This is a genomic window from Pseudomonas canadensis (genome assembly GCF_030980095.1).
Taxonomy (GTDB): domain Bacteria; phylum Pseudomonadota; class Gammaproteobacteria; order Pseudomonadales; family Pseudomonadaceae; genus Aquipseudomonas; species Aquipseudomonas canadensis.
Window position 1 is genome coordinate 2129181 of sequence record NZ_CP133298.1, and the last position, 23203, is coordinate 2152383.

The following is a 23203-nucleotide window of genomic DNA, read 5'->3' on the forward strand; positions in this document are numbered from 1 at the left end:
CGTTTCTATGTTAGTTAGTTATGCTGATGTAAGTTGGTGTAGGACATTTCTTGTTATTAAGGGATGGCACACTGGCTCGTTTTATTATTTTGTAAAAGATACTTCCAACTTCGCCGTACGAAACTTCTTTTTTATTTTTAAGCGGCCGATTCCTGTCTGAAATGACTAAGCTTTGGGGCGTTCCAGCACTTTTTCTCGGCCACTGAATTCACATTTGGCGCGAGGGAATATCTCAGGGTTTTCATTCATTAACGACGGGTAACAACGGATGGTTAACGCGTTTTTTTCTTCACGTTTCAATCTGGTTCTTCCACCCATCAACATCGATTCGCAAGTCCTGGCATTTAAAGGCAGTGAAACCCTCGATCAACCGTATTTCATCCACATACAGGTGGTCAGCGAAAACCCTTGTCCTGATCTGGAGGCGCTGCTCCACCAACCCGCCTACCTGGATTTCGGCGAAACGAACGTGGGCCTGCACGGGTTGATCTACGCCATTGGCCGTGATGACCCCGGTCGGCGCACCACGCGCTACCGCCTGACCCTGGCACCCCGGCTGGCTTACCTTGCACACCGACGTGACCAGAGGATTTTCCAGCAGCGCAGCGTGCCACAGATCATCGCAGAGGTCCTTGAGCAACATGGCATCCTGGCGGACGCATACGTTTTCGAGCTTGGCCCCGTGGTTTATCCGCCGCGCGAGTTCTGTGTGCAGTACGCAGAGAGTGATCTTCACTTCATCCAGCGGTTGTGTGAAGAGGAGGGAATTCACTACCATTTTCGTCACAGCGTGGACACTCATCTGCTGGTGTTTGGCGATGACCAGACCGTGTTTCGGCGTTTACCCGTGCAACGCTATAGCGCTCCTGGCGGGCCACAAGCAGATGCGCCGGTTATCCAGCGTTTCGACGTACGCCTGGGCATTCGCAGCCAAAAAACGGTGCGTCGTGATTACGACTTCGAACATCCCTCCTTGCATCTGCACGACAGCGCGGGTGTCGCGTCGACACTCCCCCTTGAGGACTATCAGTATCCCGCGGGATTCACCGGTCATACCCGTGGCAAGCAATTGGCATGTCGGAGCCTGGAGCGTCACCAGCGCGACCGGCATCGGGCATTGGGCAAGAGTGATCAGCCAATTCTGCGCAGCGGGCACTTCCTTGAGATACGAGACCACCCCGACCCATCCTGCAACGACCTGTGGTTGATTACGTCAGTGCGTCATGAGGGTTATCAACCCCAGGTGCTGGAGGAAGCAACGCCCACAACCGACCTGTTCCAGGGCTATCGCAATCGTTTTACCGCAACGCCTTGGCAGGCTGTGCATCGACCGCCCCTCAGGCATCCCAAGTCGACCATCAATGGCAGCCAGACCGCAACCGTGACCGGGCCTGCCGGTGAGGACGTGCATTGCGATGCCCATGGTCGGGTGAAGGTGCGCTTTCACTGGGACCGACTGGACAACACGGATGATAAAAGCAGTTGTTGGGTGCGCGTGGCGTCCGGGTGGGCCGGTGACGGGTTTGGTGCAACGATGATCCCGCGGGTCGGTATGGAAGTGCTGGTGACCTTCCTGGACGGGGATCCCGACCGCCCTTTGATCAACGGCTGCCTGCCGAATGCGTTGCACCGGCCGGCCTATTCCTTGCCGCAGCACAAGACCCGCAGCGTTTTGCGTAGCCGCAGTTCCCGTGGTGGTGAAGGCGCCAACGAGGTGTACCTGGAAGACCGTCGTGGCGAGGAGCTTGTCTACCTGCGTGCGCAGCGGGACCTGGAGCAACGGGTCGGTCATGACAGCCGGTTGGAGGTCGTGGGGGAGCGGCGAGAAGTCATCCATGGGCTAAGCACGGTTTACTTGGAAAGCGAAGAGCATCGTCAGGTCACCGGCGATCGCAAAGTGCTGCTCAAGGCGAGCGACTACCTAGATGTGCAGGGCGATAGCCGGACCCATGTGGCGCAGACCTTGGTCATTGAGGCTGGGCAGCAACTCCACCTTAAATCCGGTGCCAGCCTGGTAATCGATGCCGGGGCGCAACTGAGCCTCAAGGCAGGTGGAGAGCATCTGGTCATCCAGGCGGGAGGCATCTTCAGCAGTCGTCCCATCGCCCTTGGCGGTTTACCGTCTGCGACCCAATTGGCGAGCGCCTTGAGTGTGGCCGGTGCGCCAGAGGTCTCCAAGGTACAAGGCGCGATCATGACCCTGGCCAGGCAATTGGGGGCGGACTACTGCCCGGTGTGCGAGCGCTGCCGTGAAGGCCTGTGTGATTTGCCGGGGAGGGCTGCCTGATGCAGGACATGCCAGGCCACTGGATGGCCCAACAACAGCAGGTCGGGCGGCACCTGTGTTTGATTCTCGACGGGCAGAGCGCCGCGCGCGCGCCGCTGCTGGCGGTGCGCAGCTTGTCGGACTATTGCAGCGTCTATGGTGAGACGGTACTGGCGGAACTCGCGATGGAAGGCCCTGTGATCCTGCGGCTGAAGCAGATGAACGAGCCTGCATTAGGAGACCTCCTGCAACAGCCCGAGAGTAACTGGGGTTGGCTGGGCAGCTTGCCGAGCGATGACCTGACGGCCGTGACTCGACATTGGCGCGATCGTTTGCTGACGGGACCGGAAGAAGCGCAATCGCTGTACCGCTTTCACGACAACCGCACCCTGGCGCGTGCGCTGGCCTATATGTCCGCAGAGCACTGGCCGGCATTCCTCGGCCCGTTGATCAGCGTCTGTTATTGGCACCAAGACCGCTGGCGCATCGCTGACAACCCGGCCCCTGGCGAGAACTCGCTGCCCGACCCGGTCCCTTGGCTGAACACACCCAACCCAAACGCCGAAGCCATCCTGCACGCCAATATCCTGCGTTACCTGTTGGCCGAACACAGCGAAGACCTGGTTGCATTGGTGGAATTCCAGGACCCGAGAATCTGGCTGAGCCAGGTGTTGGAGCAGGCCCGTGTCTGGCAATGGCGGGGGCCCGAGCGATTGGAGTTTCTGGTGGTGCGACGGTTGGAGGAGGCCATACGGGAGAGTGTTATTCGGTGGCAACCGCTGGCTGGGGAGGCACCGGCGGATCACTTTGAGCGGGTCGTGGAGCAGTGGAGACTGATGGGGAAAAAAGATGAGTAGGCGAAGGCTAGGTGTGTGGGGTGTGGTGGGGATGCTGGGGCTGACAGGGTGTGCGGGCAAATCGGTTGATAGCTTTACGCTGGAGGTGGATCTGCCGCCGGAGTTTGAGCTTAAAACGGCCGCAAATTATTTGCCCGCTACGGGTGAATTCTGCACTTTGCCGCGACGTCGAGGAAAGAGGCCTGAGCGGAAAGTCTTTTTTACGGACTACAAACCTCTGGCAAGTCGGGTGAGTTATGAGTTGCCGCTGAACGAAAAAATCGAGGGCTGCCCTTCGGTACTGCGAAGTCTGGAGTTTGAGTTTTATGCGAAGTGGGGAAAGCGTGATACGGACGTAGGTGGAGATCGTGCAGGCATCGCCATACGAGATAGCGGGGATGATCAATCTGGAATGCCTGAGTCGGGTGTCCAGGAAATGGTTGGGCAATGTCATTGGCGGTTCAGGACGGTGGGGCCGTTTCATGCGATCAGGAAGCTTCTGCAATGTCGCTCGATAAATGAACAGGGACAGTTGCAGAAGTCTGTGGCGGGTGGTGTTGCTCACCGTGATCAATTAGCGGGAAAAACGCTCAGGTTGACGTTGACCGTCACTGATAAGGAAGAACCGGCTGTTGGTGATAACTAGGTAGTCGTTCCGGGCGGCTGGAAGCGTTGTAGAGGTAAAAGCTTTGAAGACCTTTATGCGTTTTGTAACGGCAACACCTCCGACTTTAAACCTATAAAAATGCCGGATGGTCGCGTCTGTGATGTCTATCCGTCGTGTAAATGACAAGGAGCAAGGCCATGAAGCTGGATGCAAGGAAGCAGTCTTTTTTCAGTGATAGCAAGCCGGCCTGTTCATTGCGCGGGCATTGGGTGAGCTTTTGCCTGGTCGATGAACTGGGCGTGGGAACGGCATACGGTGGCCTGCCTTATACTGTCTACGATAGTGCAGGGCAGCAATACAAAGGCAGGCTCAATGGAGAAGGGTTTGCCAAGCTGCAAGATATATATTGTGGGCCCGTGGTACTTGTTTTTGATGATCTGTATTCCGGCGCAGAGCAGACATACCAATGGCTGATGGTGCGCTCCACCTACAAGCTCCCTATCACCGAGCTTCAGGCTCGGGCTGAACAGACGCGGTTTGCCGCCTCTGATGGGCGGCGCCTCGAAAGTAATCCTGCTCAGCAAAAGGCCAACCGGTTCTATCAGGTCGAAGTGCGCGATTTGGTCCGTCATGTCGCCCACTTGCCACCGATTGCGCAGCGGAGTCATCAACCCCAGCGGCACGCATTAAAAATGATGGGCGACTTGGGGTTTGGACCGCCCCAATCAAACTTGGCAGGAATCGTGTTGTTTCCCAACAACCACACTGCTTTGGAGGTCCGGCCACTGCGAGCCTTCCGTCCGATGCTTTCAATCGAAGACGGTTTCTGCGCCTTGAACCTTTATCAGTTGGCATTGATGGCCACCTTGAGTTATTGCAACTTCGGCCAAGAGCCACCTAAAAAACCCCAGGACCAAGTGCGGTTCCCCCTTGATCCCAGCGTCGGACATCTGTTCGCCGAACAGCTCTCGGGTTACCACGAGGGTTGGCGATTTGATGCAGAGCAAGTGCAGCGTTTCTACCCCATTTACGAAGAGGTCCCTTACTCCCAGCGCTTTGAGATCCTTCCCTTCGATCCTGAACTGTATCCACAAAACCAACCCGAGCTGGGGGATAAACAGGAACATCCGGCGAATCTGCATTTCTTCGATGATGAAAAGCTTGGTACGGATACCCAGGCGTTTATCACCCATCACGATGAGGTAATCCTGATCGCGGTGCGTGGAACCGCCAGCGCCGCAGATGGGATGCGTGATGCAAACGCCCATCAGGTAGCTTTTGTGGAAGGTGTCGGCAAGGCACATGAAGGTTTCTACCAAGCGTACTGCGCAATGCGCAATTTCGTGCTGCGCTACCTCGACCAATTCTACACAGGCCAACGAATTATCATCTGCGGCCACAGCCTGGGCGGCGCAATCGCGTTGCTCCTGGCGGAAGGCTTACGCCGAGCGCCCGAGGGCAACTACAACATCCTCCTCTACACCTACGGCGCCCCCCGCGCCGCCGACGCCGAGTTCACTGAGGGCGCTTCAACCCTGGTCCACCACCGCATCGTCAATCACAACGACCCGGTCCCCAGCGTGCCGGCACCGTGGATGAACACCACCGCCAAACTCTGGATCCCTGGCGCCATCACACTGTTCAGCGCCCCTGCGCCGGGCGGCCTGTTGTTCGCCGCCGGTTTGGTGCGTTTGGGTGGAAACCCTTACCAACACCACGGCGAACAACACCATTTCATGCCGATCATGTTGCCGGACGGCACACAGTCTTCGGTGTTGTGGAAGCCCGGTTGTGAGTCCATCCAGGAGGCCGGTTGCAACCGAGCCTTGCAACTACATGGCGACATGCCCGAGCGGGATAACTTGCTGAAACAGCTGTTCCAGGCCAACCAGCACTTCATGACCGCCAGCTACATTCCGGCGGCCTGGGCGACGCTGCGTCGCTGGCAACAAACCCAGGAAAACAACGGCCCGCTGATCACACCAAGAGAGTTCGAGTTACTCGACCTGGCGCTTGAGACCATGCGCCAGCAACTGCGCAACAAGCGCCGGGAACTGGCGCGTCTAAGGCCTGCCAACGACCGAAGTTATGAACACAGCGAAGCTCTGAATACCGAAATAGACCGCTTGCACATTAGTCGAGAGCGCCTTGCGACCCTGCGCTGGCGACGCCTGGAGGCCCGTGATGTCTACGGCAGTCAAGCCCATAGCGCCCACTTGCAACCCAGCCTCAAGCGCTGGTTCAGCCACCGTGAAAACCATGAGCTGTCGCAGGTCGCCCGCATTCCTCCTGTGCTTCATCACGAATGGGGGAGGGCGCAAACACTGGATATCGATTCGATCGTCTGAGCCAGGCGTTCACGCAAACTCAACCTGCGCCGGCTGGCGCTTCATCAACACCTTGCCGTTGCGAATCGAGTAAAGCGGCAAGCCTTGGCTGCGGATGACCTCGTAGTCGCTGTCCGCCGAAAGGATCAACACGTTGGCTGGCCGTCCGGGCTCCAGGCCGTAGCGGTCACCGAGGGCCATCGCCTTGGCGCTGTTGTCAGTGACCAGGTCCAGGGCGGTTTGCAGGTTGCGGTAGCCGAGCATGTGGCAAATGTGCAAACCCGCTTCCAGTACCCGCAGGATGTTGCCGTTGCCCAGGGGATACCAGGGATCGACGATGGAGTCTTGGCCGAAACACACGTTCATGCCGGCCTCCAGCAGCTCATTGACCCGGGTGACGCCGCGACGTTTCGGGAAGCTGTCGAAGCGGCCTTGCAGGTGGATACTCTCGGTTGGGCAAGAGACGAAGCTGATTCCCGAGTGCCCCAGCAGGCGGAAGAGCTTGGCGCAGTAAGCGTTGTCGTAGGAGCCCATGGCGGTGGTGTGGCTGGCGGTAACGCGGGTGCCCATGTCACGGCTGCGGGCTTCTTCGGCGAGTACTTCGAGAAAACGTGAGTGTGGGTCGTCGGTTTCGTCGCAGTGTACGTCCACCAGGCAGCCGGTACGTTCGGCCAGGTCCATCAGGAACTTCACCGAACTCACGCCCTGGTCGCGGGTGTATTCAAAGTGCGGGATGCCGCCGATCACGTCGGCGCCCAGGCGGATGGCTTCTTCCATCAACTCGCGGCCATTGCGATAGGACTCGATGCCTTCCTGGGGGAATGCGACGATCTGCAGGTCGATCAGGTGCGCGCTTTCCTGGCGCACTTCCAACATGGCCTTTAGCGCCGTGAGGTCCGGGTCGGTGACGTCGACGTGGGTACGCACATGTTGGATGCCGTGGGCAGCGAGGGTCTGGATTGTCTTTTTGGCGCGGGTCTTGGTGTCTTCCTGGGTGATGGTAGCTTTGCGCTCACCCCAGCACTCGATGCCTTCGAACAGGGTGCCGCTCATGTTCCAGCGCGGTTCGCCGGCCGTCAGGGTGGCGTCGAGGTGGATATGCGGCTCGACGAAGGGGGGAATCACCAGGTTGCCGGCGGCGTCCAGGTCGTCGGCCGCCGCAGTCGGTGTCCCCGATTGCCGCGTGATACTGGCGATCCGGCCATGTTCCAGGTGCAGATCATGCAGGCCTTCACGGTTTCGCAGGCGGGCGTTGATGATGTGCATGGGCAAGTTCCTCTTGGCTAAAAACAATCAGGCAGACAGCCGCCAGATCATCAGCGCAATGCCGATGTCCAGGCGATCATAAGCATTATCCAGCGTCAGGCCGCACAGGGCTTCGATGCGCTGGACGCGGTGCGTCAGGGTGTTGCGATGCACGGCCAGCCGCTGAGCGGCGGCTACAAGGTTACCATTCTCGTGGAACCAGGCTTCCAGGGTGGGCATCAGGCTGGGGCCATGGTGCAGGTCATGGCGCAGTAGCGGGCCCAGGCGCTCATTGAGGAACTGGTCGAGCAGGGCGCGATCACGTACGCCGCTGAGCAACTTGAGTACGCCCAGTTCGTCGTACACGCACAACCCGGCGCGCTCGCTGAAGCGTCGCGCAGCGGCCAGCGCCTGGCGGGCTTCATCCTGCGCCTGGGCCAGGTGTGCCGGTGGGTGAGCGGCGGCGCTCAGGCCGATAAACAGTTTGAGTGGTGCCAGGCGCAGGTTCAGCGGCTTGAGCCAGTTGGCCAATTGCTGGCGGTTAGCCAATGCTGCGACAGCATCCGGAGCAGGGAGCAGCATCGTCCATTGCCCGGCACGGCCCAATACCGGCAAGCCGGCCGAGAGTTGACGCAATCGACGGCTGATTCTGTCATGTTGGCGAGCCAGCTGCGCCTCCACAGAAGCCGCATCACCTTGGGCAAAGAGCAACTCACTGCCTTCCAGTTGCAATTGAACCACCTGCCAATGCCCGGCCACTGCCATGCCCAGTTGCGAGGCCCGGTGCAACAAAAGATCCAGGGATTGGTAATCGCCTGTCAGCAATCGCTCCATTACATCATGCCGCGAGCGCCCCAACTGCTCGGACTGGATCAGTGCTGAACCAATGGCCTGGGTCACCAACACCATTTTCAGTGAGTAAGGCTGTTCGATCAGCGGCATGCCCGCGGCTTCGGCGGCGTCGAGCAAACGCGGGGGAATCGCCTGGATATATGCAGGCCCCGTCAGGACCACCAGTCCGGCCACCTGACGTTCGCAGGCTTCCTCTAGTAGTTGCAGCAGGTTGGCCTCGTCGCGTGGGTGATTGATCCCGGTCACGAACACCAGTTCGCCGCCCAATACCCATTCGGCGATCCCGCTGTTTTCCGCCACATACGGCCAACGCACGGCATTATCCAGGCCGGCCGCGCCGGCGCGCAGGCGCATGGGTTCGAGGCCCGGCAACGCCAGCACGTCGGCAATAGTCAGGCTCATGCCTGGACGTCAACCAAAGGCGCACGCACGCGTAGTACGGCGGTAAGCACGATGTAGGTCAACGACGCGGCGACGATACCCACCAACGGTGCGACCCAAGGCGAGTTGAACGCCAGCACGGTACCCATCCCATAGGCCACCAGCCCCGGCCAGTTGAATGCCGGCAGACGCGCATCTGCCAAGCGCGGGTACTGGCCGCGATAGCGATAGAAGAAGTCCGCCATGATCACCCCGCCAATCGGCGGGATCACCGTGCCCAGCAGAATCAAGTACGGCACCAGCATGTCGTACATGCCGAGCAACGCCAGCAGCGTGCCGATCACCGCGCCAGCCAGTGTCACGGACTTGCGACGCTGGGTGCGCAGCAGATTGCAGCCGGCCACCGCGAAGTTGTAGATGGTGTTGTCCTGGGTGCTCCAGATGTTGAGCAGCAACATGGCCATTGCTGCCATGGCAAAACCTTGCAGCAGCAACACTTCGACCACATCCGGTTGTTGATAGACGATGGCACCGTAGGCGCCGATCAGCACCATCAAGCCGTTACCGATAAAGAAACCGATCAGGCTGGCCAGCACCGCCACCCTGGCCGAGCGCGAAAAACGTGTCCAGTTGGTGGCCTGGGTCGCACCGCTGACAAAGGTGCCGAACACCAGGGTGATCGCCGTGGACAAGTCCAGTTCACCGGTCGGCACCACCGCCAATAGCCCATCCAGCCCGCCGACTTTGGCCGTGGCCACCCACATCGACAGAAACAACAGGATGCCCATCGCCGGTACTGCGATGTAGGACAGAATCTCCAGCCCGCGATAACCAACGTACGCCGTGGCGCAGAACACCAGGCCGAACAGCACCATCAACGCCAGCACGCTGCCCTGGTTCAGTTCGAAATACTTGCCCAGCACCACGGCGGCCGTGGCGGTGCCCCAGGCATACCAGCCGATCTGGGTGAAGCCGAGGATCAAGTCACTGAGCTTGCTGCCCACTTCGCCAAAGCAGAAGCGCCCCATCAACACCGAATTCAGCCCGCTCTTGAAGGCGATGTAACCCAGGCCTGCGGCGTAGATACCCAGCAGCAGGTTACCCAGGGCCACGACGCCGAGCATCTCGGTAAAGCTGAACGCCACCCCCAGCTTGCCGCCAGCAAACATGGTCGCGGTAAAAAAGGTAAAGCCCAGCAGCACCATGGCGGTAGACGCCAGGCCTTTGCGCGCATGCATCGGGACTTCGCTGAGGGGGTAATCGTTGCCCGGTTCTTGCTGCGTCATGTGCTTTGCTCCCTGAATGAGTGACGCAGGCCTATTGCACCGCGCGTGCCAAACCGGCAGCAGTGACGAGCGCACGACGGGTGCTGTGCACCGTGCACAGTATTTATAGCTAAACAGGGGGACAACGCAGGCAGGAATGTTCGCCGTGCCCAATTGGGCACGAAAGCGGTGCAGCAGTGATACAAATTGGATCAGTCGAACAGCGTCTGGGTGGTCTCGCCACGGTGGAAGGCGAATGCGGCCTCCAGATCACTTTCAATAGTGCGCCCCCGTGACAGCGGTGGCAGCTCGTCCAGACGGAAAAAGCCCACTTCGGTGGTCTCGAACCCCGCCATCGGTGCCGACTGATCCACCGGTTCACACAGGAAGTACAGTTTGTAGAAGTCGCGCACATCCGGTCGATACAGACCCTTGGCCTTGTGCGTCACGCTGTACAGGGCCCGCGCCGTTACCGTCAGCCCGGCTTCCTCGCGAATCTCCTTGACGATGTTTTCCGCCGCCGACAAACCGATATCCGCATAACCGCCCGGTAACGCCCAGCAGCCATCGGTCAATTCGCGAACCAGCAGAATCCGCTCGCCTTGGATGACCGCCCCGCGCACGTCGATCATCGGCGTCGAGTAGCGTTTGGCAAAATCCGTGACCAACCCGGTGATGCGCTCCAAGGGCACATTGCCCAATTGCGCGAGCATGTTGTGGGCAATCTCTGCGATTTCTTCCAGGCGCTCGCGCTCGAAATCATCGGTGCAAAAGTGCAGCCCGGTGGACGCCAACGCCTGCAAGCGTTTGGCCTGGGCCAGCCAAGTGTTTTCCATGGGTTACTCCCGGAGTTGCTTGGTCATGTACACACGCCGCAGGCCATGTTCTTCGGCCCGGTGGGTCTCGACATAGCCCCGACGGGTGTACAGCGTGATGTTCTCGTTCATGGCTTCGTTGGTGTACAGGCGGATGGCGGCGAAGTTAGCGCCGAGCGCCTGTTGTTCGGCGAAATCCATCAGCAACCGCCCGAAGCCCAGGCCCTGGGCGTCCGGGGAGACGGCGAGGTTATCCAGCAACAGCGCGCCGTCTGTGTCCCGCAGGACAATAAACCCCCGGACCCGCCCGGCATGATCCAGCACATGCACCCCACCGGCTTCCACTTGCTGGTGATAGTCCTCCAGCATCGGCCCGGGCTTGCGGCCGATCCGTTCGATGTATGGCGCGTAGGCTGCCTGGACGATAGCCTCGATAGCAGCAACATCATGACTCGTTGCGGGGCGCATCATTGCAGCGGGCTCCTTGTGGGTAGGGAGCCATGACTGTAAGGGAGCCAGGCACAAAAAAACCACCGCAAGGGTGGTTTTTTCATCGCGCCGGCTTATTCGCCGCGATAGATGCAACCGCTGGTGCAGGTCTCGTGGATACGAATCGCACTGAGCTCAGGCAGCAGGGGTTTCAATTCATTCCAGATCCACTTGGCCAGCACTTCGCTGGTGGGGTTTTCCAGGCCTGGGATGTCATTGAGGTAGTTGTGGTCGAGACGTTCATAGAGCGGCTTGAAAATCGCCTTGATCTCCGAGAAGTCGCGAATCCAGCCGGTATGGGGGTCCAGGTCGCCGCTCAGGTGGATCGCCACCTTGAACGAATGCCCATGCAGGCGCCCGCATTTGTGGCCTTCCGGTACGTGGGGCAGGCGGTGGGCGGATTCGAAGGTAAATTCTTTGAAGATTTCCACAGTGTTTTCAGCTCGGTCGATGTCTGGCAGGCGGCGAGTTTAACAGCTTGATTCGTTGCTGCGCATACCGTCCCTCTGTAGGGGGCGGCTTGCGGGTGAAATGTTGATGGCAGGTGGCGAGGGGGCTTGCTGCCGCTGGCGGTTTGACAGCCGACCACACTCTAACTGTCACTCCGCGATCCAAAAATGTGGGAGCTGGCTTGCCTGCGAAAGCGGCCTGACAGCCGACCTGGATGTTGGATCTGATCGGGTACATATCCGTTATTCAGGTAACGGCTGCTATGGGTTCCGCCCTTACGGCGGCTCACTTTTGAAAAGCCCAAAAGTAAGCAAAAGGCTCTTGCCCCAACACTCGGCACCTCGCTTAGGCTCGGTGTGCCCGTAATCCGACAGGTATTTGGGGGCCGCCGCCACGCGCCATCCATGGCGCGGGGCGGCTAAACCGGCATCCCTGCCGGTTTACCCCCCAAATCCCTGTCGAATTCCGGCCAGCGTGTTTGACGGGGCGCCTGAGATCAAAAGCGAGATCAAGATCAAAAGCTAGATCACGAGCGGCTCGCTTCGCATCGTGGTTAGTGGGGAGGTGGCGGCTACAGGTGCTGTAGGCGCTCGCCCAATTGGCCGTTATCGGCCAATGCCAGGAACTCGTCTCCCAGCCGCTGACTCTCGCTCATCGCGGTCTGCCAATATTTATTGCGGCTTGGGTCATCGCCCATGAAACGCTTGAAGTCGCTGCGATCCGGCAGTTTGCCGTGGGGCAGGCGGGCGAGGTAATCCTTGGACGGCGCCAGCAGCAACACATCCTGCAAACCCTGCGGGTTGCTGCGTCGCCACGGCAGGCCCTTGTCGAACCAGCCGGGGATGACCCGATCGGTGAAGTGCGGGTACAGCACGATATCGTCGCCGTGGTAGGGCAGATCAAGGTGATAGTCCAGCAGGCCGCCGTCGCGGTAGGTGCCGGCGCCTGCACCCGGCAGGTCGCGCACGCCTTGCATCACCATGGGGATCGAGCCCGAGGCCAGCAGGGCCTGGCGCAGGTTGCCCAATTCCAGGGCCAGGAAGCGCGACGGGAAGTCCTTCAGTGGATGTACCGGTGGCGCCTGGCGGGGGTCGTGGATGATCAGGCGTTCGAAATGCCGCGACAGCCGCGCGCGGCCTCGCAGGTTGTCGGCGATCACCGACGACAGGCCCAGCCCGAGGCGTCCACGGTGGTCATCGGCAAGCAGGCCATGACTCTTGACCACCATGATATTGAGGCGGTAGTCCGGGTTGTCCAGCACCCGTGCATCGCGGCCGGCCAGCAGGTCGTCGAGCATGCGCTGGCAGCTCTGGCTGACCTCGGCCATGGTCACGCCTTTGGCAAAGCGTTGTTCGTTGTACAGGCGACCGAGGTCCAGCAGGCCTTGCACCGGGTCGGGCAGGCACGCGCTGGCAAACCGCCAGGAGCCGATGGACGCACCGACCAATGCCCGTTCCCGTGGCGCGCGGGGCAGCCAGTCGCCGAACAGTGCCAGGTCCAGGCCCTGGATGCCCAGCGCCTTGGGGCCACCGGCTGCGCCGGGCAGGATGCCGACGTCGGCCGGCGTGAGGCCTTGCTCGCGAATGCGGGCAAAGGCGCGTTTGCCGGCCTTGAGCGTCAGCGCGGGAAACTTGATGTGGATGGCTGTCATACCGGTCTCTGTTCGAGCGAGCGGGGCATTATAGAAAATCTCGCGGAATGTGTGAAAAGGCCTTGCAGGGAATTGCCATGGTGGCAATTCAGTTTCAGTTAAGTTGCAGCGCGTACGGTGACCGGCGTAGGAAAACATCCTGTAACGGAGACTTATCATGAAGCGCCTCACCGCGCTGTTTGCTGCCGGTATCATCGCCCTCACGGCGACCCAGGCCCAAGCCGTGGACCCCGACAAGCCACTGAAAGTGCCGGCCACTGTTACTATCGTCGCCTTCGATCAACTGGAAGCCACGGCCCTGGCCCTGCACCCCGGTTCGACACTGCTGGACACCGACCTGGACGAGGCCTACGGCAAGTACGTCTACGAGGTCGAATTGGAAGATGCCCATGGCATCGAATGGGACGTTGAATTGGACGCGCTCACCGGGCGGGTTCTCAAGAATCATCAGGATACGTAATGAAGGTAAATCTATGCGCCAGCAGTCGTGTCGCGCTGGTGCTCATGGCATTCTGCTCCAGCCTGGCGGCCCGCGACCTCAATCAGGATGAGGCCTTGGCGCTGCGTCAGCAGGGGGTGATCCTGCCGCTGGAGCAACTGTTGCAGCAGGCCATGGCGCGCTACCCCGGCTCACGCCTGCTGGAGGCTGAGCTGGAAAAGAAACACGGCCAATATGCCTATGAAGTGGAGCTGGTGACCACCGAAGGCGTGGTGCGCGAGATCAAGCTGGACGCCAGCACCGGTGTGCTGATCAAAGACGAGGAAGACTGATGCGCCTGCTGTTGGTAGAAGACAACGTGCCTCTGGTCGATGAACTGCTGGCCGGCCTGCAACGCCAGGGTTATGCCGTCGACTGGCTGGCGGACGGGCGTGATGCGGTGTACCAGGGCCGAAGCGAGCCCTACGACCTGATCATTCTTGACCTCGGCCTGCCGGGCCTGCCAGGCCTTGAGGTGCTGGCGCAATGGCGCGCTGCTGCGCTGACCACGCCGGTCCTGGTGCTTACCGCCCGCGACTCCTGGGCTGAGCGCATCGAAGGACTCAAGGCGGGCGCCGATGATTACCTGAGCAAACCCTTTCACCCCGAGGAACTGCACCTGCGCATTCAGGCGCTGTTGCGTCGCTCCCATGGCCAGGCCAACCAACCCACCTTGCAAGCGGCTGGCCTGCACCTGGACGAAGGCCGTCAGTGCGTGCTGCGCGATGGCGCGGAGATCCAACTGACCGCCGCCGAGTTTCGCCTGTTGCGCTACTTCATGCTGCACCCCGAACAGATCCTGTCCAAAAGCCACTTGGCCGAACATTTGTACGACGGTGAGACCGAGCGCGACTCCAATGTGCTGGAAGTTCACGTCAACCACCTGCGCCGCAAATTGGGCCGCAGCGTGATCGAAACCCGGCGCGGCCAGGGTTACCGGTTTGGCGCCAGCCCTGCATGAAGTCCATCCAACGACGCCTGAGCCTGGGGCTGATCAGTGTGATGGTGATCGTCGGCGTGGTGCTGGCACAAACCAGCTTGTGGTTGTTTGAAGCCGGTTTGCAGCGTTACCTGGAGGCCGGCTTGCGCAACGACGCCGAAAACCTGTTGGTGGCGCTGGTGCGTGGACCGAACGGCGTTCAGCTGGATGAACAACGCCTGTCGCCAGCCTACCAGCGTCCGTTTTCCGGGCATTACTTCCGCATCGACTTTGCCGATACCCACTGGCGCTCGCGCTCGCTGTGGGATCAGGAACTGCCGCGCCTGCCCGAAGCCGGGATCAAGGGCAATCTGCAACTAGGGCCGGAAGGCCAGCAACTGCTGGTGCTGCGTTCGGACTACAAACGCTTCGGCCAGTCGATTTCCATCAGCGTGGCCCAGGACTACACCCCGGTGCGGGAAAGCTTCCGTCTCATGCGTCAGATCGGTCTGGTGCTCGGGCTGGCGGCGCTGCTACTGGTGCTGATCCTGCAACGGGTCACCGTGCGCCGGGCCTTGCGTCCGCTGGAAACCGCACGCAACCAGATCGCCCAACTGCAACAGGGCCAGCGTTCACAGCTCGACACCCAGGTGCCGCTGGAACTGGAGCCGTTGGTGGCGCAGATCAACCACCTGCTGGCTCACACCGAAGACAGCCTCAAGCGTTCACGCAATGCCTTGGGCAACCTCGGCCATGCCCTCAAGACTCCGCTGGCGGTACTGTTGAGCGCCGCATCGAGCGAGGAGCTGAAGGATCGTCCCGAACTGAGCAAGCTGTTGCGCGATCAGTTGGAGCAGGTGCAACAACGCCTCAACCGTGAGCTCAACCGTGCGCGCCTGGCTGGGGAAACCCTGCCGGGCGCGCTGTTTGATTGCGAAAAAGAACTGCCCGGCCTGCTCGCCACCCTCAACATGATCCACGGCGAACACCTGGACCTGAGCTACCACGCTGCGTCAGGCCTGCAACTGCCTTGGGACCGTGAAGACCTGTTGGAGCTGCTCGGCAATCTCTTGGATAACGCCTGCAAATGGGCGGATGCGGAGGTGCGCTTGACCGTCACCGAGGCTGAGCACAGCTACCGGTTGGCGGTGGAAGATGATGGTCCCGGTATTCCTGAAACCCAACGCGACCAGGTGTTCAGTCGAGGCACGCGCCTGGATGAACAGATCGATGGCCATGGCCTGGGGTTGGGGATCGTGCGGGACATCGTTGAGGTGTGGGGTGGGGTGCTGCAGTTGCAGGAAAGCGAGTTGGGCGGGCTGAAAGTGCTGATCGAATTGCCGAAGCGTCAGGGATAAGCCTGTCGCTTCGACAAGGGTCTGATCAGACCCTGAACTGATCCATCAACCCCTGCTGCTGATTCGCCAGGCTGTTCAGCGCCTGGCTCACCCTTGCCGATTCATTCGCCTGTTCCGACAGCGACTCAGTCACATCGCGAATCGTCGCCACATTGCTGTTGATCTCCTCGGCCACGGCGCTTTGTTCTTCGGCGGCGCTGGCGATTTGCAGGTTCATGTCGCTGATCACCGTCACGGCGTCGCCAATCTGGCGCAAGGCCGTCACGGCTTGCCCAACCTGCTCGACACTGCCCTGGGCCTGGCGATAGCTGTTGCCCATGGCGCCGACCACCTCTTCGGTGCCGCTTTGCAGGTGCTCGATGACCACGCGGGTTTCTTCAACCGATTCCTGAGTGCGCTGCGCCAGGTTGCGCACTTCGTCCGCCACCACCGCAAAGCCACGGCCGGCCTCACCGGCGCGGGCGGCTTCGATGGCGGCGTTAAGGGCTAGCAAGTTGGTCTGCTCGGCAATGCCGCGAATCACTTCGAGCACCGAACCGATTTTTTCGCTATTGGCGGCCAGGCCTTCGACCTGGGTCATGGCCGTACTCATGTCCGCCGCCAACTCCCCGATATTACGCGTGGTGTGGTCGATCACCTTCAAGCCATCACGGGTGGCCTGGTCGGCGTCGCGGGCGGCTTGTGCCGCCTGGGCAGCGCTGCGCGCCACGTCTTGGGCCGTGGCACTCATCTCATGGGACGCGGTGGCCACCTGGTCGACCTGGCGGTATTGCTGTTCCATGCCGGCGCTGGTTTCAGTGGCAATCGCAGCGGATTGATCCGCAGTGCCACGGGCGTCCTGCACCGAGCGTTTTACCTCGGCAATGATCGGTTGCAGCTTGTCGAGGAAGCGATTGAACCAGCCGGCCAACTGGCCCAGCTCGTCCTGTTTGTCGTAGGCCAGGCGGCGGGTGAGGTCGCCTTCACCGCTGGCGATGTCTTCCAGCATGCGAGCCACGCCGAGGATCGGGCGGGTCACGCTGCGTGCCATCAACCACACCAGGATCAAACCGACCACCGCAGCCAGCAGGCCCAGGCCCAGTTCCAGCAAGGTGCCACGGGTGTTATCGGCGTCCATCTGTGCTTTCAGCGCTTCAGCAGGGCCGACCAGGACTTTCTCCGGCACATCGAGCAACACGCCCCAGGACTTGCCGTCCGGGATTGGCGCGAACGGTGCCAGTACCTTCAGTTGGTGGTCAGTCCGCAGGCTACGGATTTGCGTGCTGCTGGCCAGGGCGCCGATCAGTTGCGCACCGTTGGCGGTATCGACCTGGTCCAAGCGTTGGCTGAGTTTACTCGCGTCCGGGCTGTAGCCGGCGAGCAACCCGGTGGGGCTGAGGATGCTCACCTGGGTCTGGCCGTCGTACAGCTTGTGGCTGGCCTGTTGGCTCACGGCCTGCAGGCTGTTGAGATTGATGTCCACCGACAGCGAGGCGATGACTTTGCCGTTGACCATCAACGGGAAGACGATGCTGGTCATCAGCACGTTTTGCCCGTTGATTCTGTAGAAATACGGTTCGATCACGCACGGCTTGAGTGTGGTGCGTGGGCAGGTGAACCAGGCGTTGGCCTTTTCACCGCTGGGACCGACGCTGGTGTCGGACATGTCGCTTTCCGGCAGCGCCATCGACTCTAGCTTGCCGGGTGTCGGCTGCGACCAATAAAGGGCGAAGCGGCCTTTGTCGTTACTGCCCAACTCGGCCTGGCCGGCGAACAGCTCATCCTTGCCGTCCAGGGCGTTGGCTTCGAACACCAGGGACAGACCGAGCAAATCCGGGTTGGCCTGCAACGCAGCCTTGACCTGGCGGGTCAGGTCTTCACGGGTGTCGAAAGCGTCGAGAAAGCGCTTTTCGGCCTGCTCACGCAAGAACAGTACCTGGCGGGAAAAACCATGGCCGTATTGATAGGCGTCCATGAATTGGCGACGAATGCCCAATGCCTGCACTTCGCCTTGGGCCTCGATGCGCGCCTGGGCGGCCTCATCCAGCATCTGCATGCTGGATGCCTTGACCTGCTGCGAACTCTGCTCCATGCGATACAACGACAGACCCACCAGCAGGGTCACGATTCCCAGCAGGCAGAGGCCGGCGAGCAGGGTGATTTTCCATTGAATGGAGAGCTGTCTAAGCGACATCGGTACATCCTTACCTGAAAACACATAGAGGCTCTATATCGGCGGTTTTGGAGTTTTCTTTATTCAAACAGTCAATTTAAACCTGCTTTTGTGGAGAGGGCGTTTCTGTGGTGAGCGAGCTTCTGTGGTGAGCGAGCTTGCTCGCGCTGGAGTGCGTAGCGCTCCCGCCCTTTTTGGGGCCGCTGCGCAGCCCAGCGCGAGCAAGCTCGCTCACCACAGGTTTTTGACATGAGCGTCCGCCTGCTGCAAAGTGCGCGCCCTCTAATAAGACCTCCTTCAAGCCTGCACGCTGGCTGCCACCCTATGGCCGCCTGGGCGCGGGCATGCCTGTTTTTTAAGTTTTTCTGCTTGAGGTAACCATGATTAACGCAGTCATTGCCGCGGTCGGCACCATGCTGGTGCTCAGTTTGTCCCGCGTGCATGTGGTCATCGCCATCATCGTCGGCGCCCTGGTGGGTGGCTTGACCGGTGGCCTGGGCATCGACGCCACGCTCAAGGCCTTCAACGGCGGCTTGGGCGGTGGTGCAACCGTGGCATTGTCCTACGCCTTGCTCGGCGCTTTCGCCGTGGCGATTGCCAAATCCGGCCTGGCCCACGCCTTGGCTGACAAGGCGCTGCTGCTGGTGGACCGCCAGGAAGCCAACGGCGGTAGCCATGTCAAATGGCTGCTGATCGGTCTGTTGTGGGTGGTGGCGATTGCGTCGCAGAACATCCTGCCGATTCATATCGCGTTTATTCCGCTGCTGGTGCCGCCCTTGTTGTACGTGCTGACCAAGCTGCAACTGGACCGCCGCCTGATCGCCTGCGTGATGACCTTCGGCCTGATCACGCCCTACATGTTCTTGCCGGTGGGCTTTGGCAATATCTTCCTCAACCAGATCCTGCTGGCCAACGTGGCCAAGAGCGGTGTGGACATCAGCCAGGTCAACGTCACCCACGCCATGAGCTTGCCGGCGCTGGGCATGGTGGTGGGCCTGCTGGTGGCGGTGTTTATCAGTTACCGCAAGAAGCGCGTGTACGACCTGGAAAAAATCGAGCGGGTCGAGCAGGTGGCGGTGCAATACAACCCGCTGACCCTGCTGGTGGCCGGCCTGGCGATTGCCTCGGCGTTCATTATCCAACTGTGGCTGGACTCGATGATCATCGGCGCCCTGGCCGGCTTCCTGATCTTCTCGGTGTCGGGCATCGTGCGCTGGCGCGATACCGACGACCTGTTCACCGAAGGCATGAAGATGATGGCGATGATCGGCTTCATCATGATCGCCTCGTCAGGCTTTGCCGAAGTACTCAAGGCCACCGGCGACGTGCGCTCGTTGGTGGAAACTTCGGCGGCATTCATCGGCCACAACCGTGGTGTCGGCGCGTTGTTGATGTTGCTGGTGGGCCTGCTGGTGACCATGGGCATCGGTTCGTCGTTTTCCACGGTGCCGATCCTGGCCGCGATCTTTGTGCCGCTGTGCGTGCAACTGGGCTTCAGCCCGGTGGCCATCGTGTGCATCGTCGGCACGGCCGGTGCACTGGGTGATGCCGGTTCGCCCGCTTCGGATTCCACCCTCGGTCCGACCTCCGGCCTGAATGTCGACGGTCAGCACCACCATATCTGGGACACGGTGGTGCCGACGTTTCTGCACTACAACATTCCGTTGCTGGCGTTCGGCTGGCTGGCCGCCATGACCCTCTGACACCATTCCCTGTAGGAGCGAGCTTGCTCGCGAAGAACTGGAGAACGCCGCTGAGTGTCAGGTTCCCCGCGTCATCGCTGACGTTCTTCGCGAGCAAGCTCGCTCCTACAGAGAATTTGTGTATGGCCGATAACCTCTCAAGTCGCCACGAATAAGAGAGAGAAAAGCCATGCGTCTGAGCCTCAAGGCCAAAGTCCTGTCCCTCGCCATAGTGCCGGTGTTGCTGTTTGCCGTGGTCATCAGCCTGACCACCGTGTGGATCCTGCAGGGGCAGGCGCGCAACGAGGTGGATGAAACCCGCCAGCGCCTGCTCAACGACGCCAAGGCCACGCTGCAAAGTTATGTCGAAGTGGCCATGACCACCATCAAACCGCTCTACGACGCGGCGGCCCCCGGCGATACCGCCGCCCGTGCCCAAGTGGTCAAGCTCCTGTCGAACACCCGCTACGGCAAGGACGGTTACTTCTTCGGCTACGACTCCGAGACCATCCGCCTGTTCAAGGGCAACAGCCCCGACGGCGTGGGCAAGAGCTTCAAGGACAACCGCGACCCCAATGGCGTGTACGTCAACCGTGACCTGGTCAAGGTCGGCAAGGACGGCACCCACTACCTGCAATACAGCTCGACCCAGCCGGGCCAGACCGAACTGGTGCCTAAGCTCGGCTACACCGAATACCTGCCGAAATGGGACATGGTCATCGGTACGTCGGTGAACCTGGACGGCATTGAGGCCCAGGTCGCGGTGGTCGAAGCCAAGGTGCACAAGCGCATGGAGGGCGTGCTGCTGAGCATTCTCGGCGTGGCTGTGGTGGTGTTGTTGGTGATCGCTGCCGTGGGCATGCTGCTGGCCAACACCATCCTGCGCCCGCTGAGCCTGATGAAAGCCAACCTCGACGACATCGCGGCCGGCGAAGGCGACTTGACCCGCCGCCTGGCCATCACCAGCCAGGACGAACTGGGCGACCTGGCGGGCGCGTTCAACCGGTTTGTCGACAAGATCCACGGCCTGGTTCGCCAGATCACTGAGATGACCAGCCAACTCACTGGCCTGGTCAGCCAAGTCTCTGATCAGGCCCAGCGCTCCGAACAGGCCATGGAACGCCAGCGCCACGAGACCGATCAGGTCGCCACTGCGATCAACCAGATGTCTTCGGCTGCGCAAGAAGTGGCGCGCAGTGCCCAGGGCGCCTCGGTCGCGGCCCAGCAGACCGATGCCGAAGGCCAGGCCGCCAAGCGTGTGGTGGACGGCAGCATTGCGCAGATCCACGCGCTGGTGAGCGATATCCGCACCAGCGGCGTGTCCCTCGACAGCCTGCAGCAGGACGTGTCCTCCATCGTCAGCGTGCTCAGCGTGATCCGCTCCATCGCCGAACAAACCAACCTGCTGGCGCTCAACGCCGCCATCGAAGCGGCGCGGGCAGGGGAGGCCGGACGTGGTTTTGCGGTAGTCGCCGACGAAGTACGCGCCCTGGCCAGCCGCACCCAGACCAGCACCCAGGAAATCCAGGGCATGATCGACCGCCTGCAAAAAGGCACCGAGGCCGCGGTGGAGGCCATGCGCCGCTCCAGCGATGCCGGCGACGGCACCTCGGCACAGGCTAACGAGGCCGGGGCGTCTTTGGACACCATGGCCCAGTTGATCGGCACCATCAATTCGATGAACGCCCAGATTGCCAGCGCCGCCGAAGAGCAGACCGCCGTGGCCGAAGAGATCAACCGCAGCGTGCATCAGATTGCCGTGGCGGTGGACAGCGTCGCCGATGAGACCCAACTGGGCGCCCAGACGTCCCGCAGCCTGGCGGAGCTGGGTCAGCGGTTGGGGCAGTTGGTCGGTCAGTTCAGGATCTGAGGCCTGTGGCGAGGGCGCTTGTCGAACCGTCCCGTTCGACAGCGCAGATGGCGCCGGCTTTTAGGGCCGCTTCGCGCCCCAGCGGGAGCGAGCGCCCTCGCCACAAAGGTTGGGCAACATTTAAACATCACGCATCAGCAAGCCGAATCGCACATCCATCTCCGCCGGGACCGGCACATACACCGTGTGCCCATCCCCCGGCGCGACCTCGACAGCCTCGCCCTGGCTGTTGTGCATCCTCTCCAGGTCAAAGTGGAAGTTGCCGGCGGGGGTCATCAATTCCAGGTGATTGCCCACAGCGAAGCGGTTCTTCACCTTGACCTCGGCCAGCTCGCCCCGGCGTTCGCCGGTCAGCTCGCCGACGAACTGCTGGCGTTCCGACACGGAGCTACCGTTCTGGTAATTCTGGTATTCATCGTGCACATGGCGACGCAGGAAACCTTCGGTGTAGCCGCGCTGTGCCAGGGATTCGAGGTCGGTCATCAGGGTGCGGTCGAAGGCGCGACCGGCCACCGCATCATCGATGGCCTGGCGATACACCTGAGTGGTGCGCGCGCAGTAGAAGTGCGACTTGGTGCGGCCTTCGATCTTCAGTGAGTGCACGCCCATCCGGGTCAGGCGCTCCACGTGCTGCACGGCGCGCAGGTCCTTGGCGTTCATGATGTAGGTGCCGTGCTCGTCTTCGAAGGCGGGCATCTGTTCATCGGGGCGATTGGCTTCCTGGAGCAGGAACATCTGGTCGGTGGGCGCGCCAATGCCCAGGGTGGGCTGATATTGCTGGACGATATCCCCCGTGGCGTTTTCCACCGCGGGGGTGGCCTGGTATTTCCAGCGACAAGCATTGGTGCAGGTGCCCTGGTTGGCGTCGCGCTTGTTCATGTAACCCGAGAGCAGGCAGCGCCCGGAATAGGCCATGCACAAGGCACCGTGCACAAACACTTCCAGCTCCATGGCCGGTACCTGCTGGCGGATCTCATCGATCTCTTCCAGCGACAATTCCCGCGACAGGATGACCCGGCCGATTCCTTGCTGCTGCCAGAACTCCACGCTGGCCCAGTTCACCGTGTTGGCTTGCACCGACAAGTGGATCGGCATCTGTGGAAAGTGCCGGCGCACCAGCATGATCAGCCCAGGGTCGGACATGATCAGCGCGTCCGGGCCCATGGCGATCACCGGGGCCAGGTCCTTGAGGAAGGTCTTCAACTTGGCGTTGTGCGGCGCGATGTTCACCACCACGTAGAAACGCTTGCCCAGGGCGTGCGCTTCCTGGATGCCGAGGGCCAGGTTGGCGTGGTCGAACTCGTTGTTGCGCACCCGCAGGCTGTAGCGCGGCTGGCCGGCGTAGACCGCATCGGCGCCGTAGGCAAAGGCGTAGCGCATGTTTTTCAGGGTGCCGGCGGGGGCGAGCAGTTCGGGAGCGAGGATGGGAGGCATGGGCACGGGTCGCAAAAGGTCGCGAAGGTAGCCGAGCGGCGAGGGCGGTTTATTGATCCAGGTCGTCCTTTGGGCTTTTTGTATCGCTGTGTATCGGCAGGGGCTGTGGATACGTATCGATTTATC

Annotated in this window: 18 protein-coding genes and 2 pseudogenes; 10 read left to right on the forward strand and 10 right to left on the reverse strand. The window is 61.0% G+C overall.

Features of this window, described 5'->3' with window-relative positions; genetic code table 11:
- Positions 1–268 precede the first annotated feature (268 nt).
- From tssI to RB216_RS09995, 4 genes and pseudogenes are all read left to right on the forward strand, one after another.
- Positions 269–2287, forward strand: a complete 2019-nt coding sequence (gene tssI, locus RB216_RS09980; protein WP_308908629.1) for a type VI secretion system tip protein TssI/VgrG — start codon at positions 269–271, stop codon at positions 2285–2287.
- A complete protein-coding gene (locus tag RB216_RS09985) occupies positions 2287–3123 on the forward strand; it encodes a DUF4123 domain-containing protein (RefSeq protein WP_068931746.1) in 837 nt (278 codons plus the stop codon). The genes tssI and RB216_RS09985 overlap by 1 nt, the downstream gene beginning before the upstream one ends.
- A pseudogene (locus RB216_RS09990) lies at positions 3116–3892 on the forward strand (hypothetical protein). Before RB216_RS09985 ends, RB216_RS09990 begins: the two are co-directional and overlap by 8 nt.
- A 14-nt stretch (positions 3893–3906) precedes the next feature.
- Entirely contained in the window at positions 3907–6057 is a 2151-nt protein-coding gene (locus RB216_RS09995) for a lipase family protein (protein WP_308908630.1), read from the forward strand.
- Positions 6058–6066: 9 nt separating this feature from the next.
- Here RB216_RS09995 and codA read toward each other — a convergent pair whose 3' ends face one another.
- The 7 genes from codA to RB216_RS10030 all read right to left on the reverse strand — a co-directional run bounded on the left by codA (position 6067) and on the right by RB216_RS10030 (position 13184).
- The gene (gene codA, locus RB216_RS10000) at positions 6067–7302 is read right to left on the reverse strand and encodes a cytosine deaminase (RefSeq protein ID WP_308908631.1); all 1236 of its coding nucleotides are present in this window, start codon (positions 7300–7302) and stop codon (positions 6067–6069) included.
- A gap of 27 nt (positions 7303–7329) precedes the next feature.
- Complete coding sequence (locus tag RB216_RS10005; RefSeq protein WP_028619562.1) at positions 7330–8535, reverse strand: PucR family transcriptional regulator; 1206 nt, start codon at positions 8533–8535, stop codon at positions 7330–7332.
- The gene (codB, locus tag RB216_RS10010; protein WP_236318859.1) at positions 8532–9800 is read right to left on the reverse strand and encodes a cytosine permease; all 1269 of its coding nucleotides are present in this window, start codon (positions 9798–9800) and stop codon (positions 8532–8534) included. The genes RB216_RS10005 and codB overlap by 4 nt, the downstream gene beginning before the upstream one ends.
- Before the next feature lie 191 nt (positions 9801–9991).
- Complete coding sequence (locus RB216_RS10015; RefSeq protein WP_028619564.1) at positions 9992–10615, reverse strand: NUDIX hydrolase; 624 nt, start codon at positions 10613–10615, stop codon at positions 9992–9994.
- 3 nt (positions 10616–10618) lie between these two features.
- Positions 10619–11065 carry a GNAT family N-acetyltransferase gene (locus RB216_RS10020; RefSeq protein ID WP_308908632.1) on the reverse strand — a complete coding sequence of 149 codons (447 nt, stop codon included), beginning with the start codon at positions 11063–11065 and terminating at the stop codon, positions 10619–10621.
- A gap of 92 nt (positions 11066–11157) precedes the next feature.
- A complete protein-coding gene (gene queD / locus RB216_RS10025) occupies positions 11158–11514 on the reverse strand; it encodes a 6-carboxytetrahydropterin synthase QueD (RefSeq protein WP_003190259.1) in 357 nt (118 codons plus the stop codon).
- 590 nt (positions 11515–12104) lie between these two features.
- The gene (locus RB216_RS10030) at positions 12105–13184 is read right to left on the reverse strand and encodes a patatin-like phospholipase domain-containing protein (protein ID WP_308908633.1); all 1080 of its coding nucleotides are present in this window, start codon (positions 13182–13184) and stop codon (positions 12105–12107) included.
- Positions 13185–13341: 157 nt separating this feature from the next.
- Between RB216_RS10030 and RB216_RS10035 the strand changes: the two genes are divergently transcribed.
- Genes RB216_RS10035 through RB216_RS10050 form a run of 4 tightly spaced genes read left to right on the forward strand, consistent with a single transcriptional unit; the run spans position 13342 to position 15939 of the window.
- Complete coding sequence (locus RB216_RS10035) at positions 13342–13644, forward strand: PepSY domain-containing protein (protein WP_028619568.1); 303 nt, start codon at positions 13342–13344, stop codon at positions 13642–13644.
- A complete protein-coding gene (locus RB216_RS10040; protein ID WP_028619569.1) occupies positions 13644–13955 on the forward strand; it encodes a PepSY domain-containing protein in 312 nt (103 codons plus the stop codon). The genes RB216_RS10035 and RB216_RS10040 overlap by 1 nt, the downstream gene beginning before the upstream one ends.
- On the forward strand, positions 13955–14623 hold the full coding sequence (locus RB216_RS10045; RefSeq protein ID WP_028619570.1) for a response regulator transcription factor: 669 nt from the start codon (positions 13955–13957) through the stop codon (positions 14621–14623). The genes RB216_RS10040 and RB216_RS10045 overlap by 1 nt, the downstream gene beginning before the upstream one ends.
- Complete coding sequence (locus RB216_RS10050) at positions 14620–15939, forward strand: sensor histidine kinase (RefSeq protein ID WP_308908634.1); 1320 nt, start codon at positions 14620–14622, stop codon at positions 15937–15939. The genes RB216_RS10045 and RB216_RS10050 overlap by 4 nt, the downstream gene beginning before the upstream one ends.
- Positions 15940–15964: 25 nt before the next feature.
- Here RB216_RS10050 and RB216_RS29815 read toward each other — a convergent pair whose 3' ends face one another.
- Both RB216_RS29815 and RB216_RS29820 read right to left on the reverse strand, forming a co-directional pair.
- Positions 15965–16720, reverse strand: coding sequence for a methyl-accepting chemotaxis protein (locus RB216_RS29815; RefSeq protein WP_372514803.1), 756 nt, complete (start codon positions 16718–16720; stop codon positions 15965–15967).
- A gap of 102 nt (positions 16721–16822) precedes the next feature.
- Positions 16823–18112, reverse strand: a pseudogene (locus RB216_RS29820) (methyl-accepting chemotaxis protein); the annotation flags it as partial.
- Between the two features lie 362 nt (positions 18113–18474).
- Between RB216_RS29820 and RB216_RS10060 the strand changes: the two are divergent.
- Together RB216_RS10060 and ctpM are read left to right on the forward strand one after the other, a co-directional pair.
- Positions 18475–19794, forward strand: coding sequence for a Na+/H+ antiporter family protein (locus RB216_RS10060; protein ID WP_163002114.1), 1320 nt, complete (start codon positions 18475–18477; stop codon positions 19792–19794).
- A 169-nt stretch (positions 19795–19963) separates the two neighbouring features.
- Positions 19964–21643 carry a methyl-accepting chemotaxis protein CtpM gene (gene ctpM / locus RB216_RS30005; protein WP_068931756.1) on the forward strand — a complete coding sequence of 560 codons (1680 nt, stop codon included), beginning with the start codon at positions 19964–19966 and terminating at the stop codon, positions 21641–21643.
- Positions 21644–21763: 120 nt separating this feature from the next.
- Here ctpM and trhP read toward each other — a convergent pair whose 3' ends face one another.
- Complete coding sequence (gene trhP / locus RB216_RS10070) at positions 21764–23077, reverse strand: prephenate-dependent tRNA uridine(34) hydroxylase TrhP (protein ID WP_308908635.1); 1314 nt, start codon at positions 23075–23077, stop codon at positions 21764–21766.
- Between the last annotated feature and the right edge of the window lie 126 nt (positions 23078–23203).

Bases quoted from the DNA above. Each gene is read 5' to 3' on its own strand.
- tssI (WP_308908629.1), top strand. From the start codon at position 269: ATGGTTAACGCGTTTTTTTCTTCACGTTTCAATCTGGTTCTTCCACCC.
- RB216_RS09985 (WP_068931746.1), top strand. From the start codon at position 2,287: ATGCAGGACATGCCAGGCCACTGGATGGCCCAACAACAGCAGGTCGGG.
- RB216_RS09995 (WP_308908630.1), top strand. From the start codon at position 3,907: ATGAAGCTGGATGCAAGGAAGCAGTCTTTTTTCAGTGATAGCAAGCCG.
- codA (WP_308908631.1), bottom strand. From the start codon at position 7,302: ATGCACATCATCAACGCCCGCCTGCGAAACCGTGAAGGCCTGCATGAT.
- RB216_RS10005 (WP_028619562.1), bottom strand. From the start codon at position 8,535: ATGAGCCTGACTATTGCCGACGTGCTGGCGTTGCCGGGCCTCGAACCC.
- codB (WP_236318859.1), bottom strand. From the start codon at position 9,800: ATGACGCAGCAAGAACCGGGCAACGATTACCCCCTCAGCGAAGTCCCG.
- RB216_RS10015 (WP_028619564.1), bottom strand. From the start codon at position 10,615: ATGGAAAACACTTGGCTGGCCCAGGCCAAACGCTTGCAGGCGTTGGCG.
- RB216_RS10020 (WP_308908632.1), bottom strand. From the start codon at position 11,065: ATGATGCGCCCCGCAACGAGTCATGATGTTGCTGCTATCGAGGCTATC.
- RB216_RS10030 (WP_308908633.1), bottom strand. From the start codon at position 13,184: ATGACAGCCATCCACATCAAGTTTCCCGCGCTGACGCTCAAGGCCGGC.
- RB216_RS10035 (WP_028619568.1), top strand. From the start codon at position 13,342: ATGAAGCGCCTCACCGCGCTGTTTGCTGCCGGTATCATCGCCCTCACG.
- RB216_RS10040 (WP_028619569.1), top strand. From the start codon at position 13,644: ATGAAGGTAAATCTATGCGCCAGCAGTCGTGTCGCGCTGGTGCTCATG.
- RB216_RS10045 (WP_028619570.1), top strand. From the start codon at position 13,955: ATGCGCCTGCTGTTGGTAGAAGACAACGTGCCTCTGGTCGATGAACTG.
- RB216_RS10050 (WP_308908634.1), top strand. From the start codon at position 14,620: ATGAAGTCCATCCAACGACGCCTGAGCCTGGGGCTGATCAGTGTGATG.
- RB216_RS29815 (WP_372514803.1), bottom strand. From the start codon at position 16,720: ATGGAACAGCAATACCGCCAGGTCGACCAGGTGGCCACCGCGTCCCAT.
- ctpM (WP_068931756.1), top strand. From the start codon at position 19,964: ATGCGTCTGAGCCTCAAGGCCAAAGTCCTGTCCCTCGCCATAGTGCCG.
- trhP (WP_308908635.1), bottom strand. From the start codon at position 23,077: ATGCCTCCCATCCTCGCTCCCGAACTGCTCGCCCCCGCCGGCACCCTG.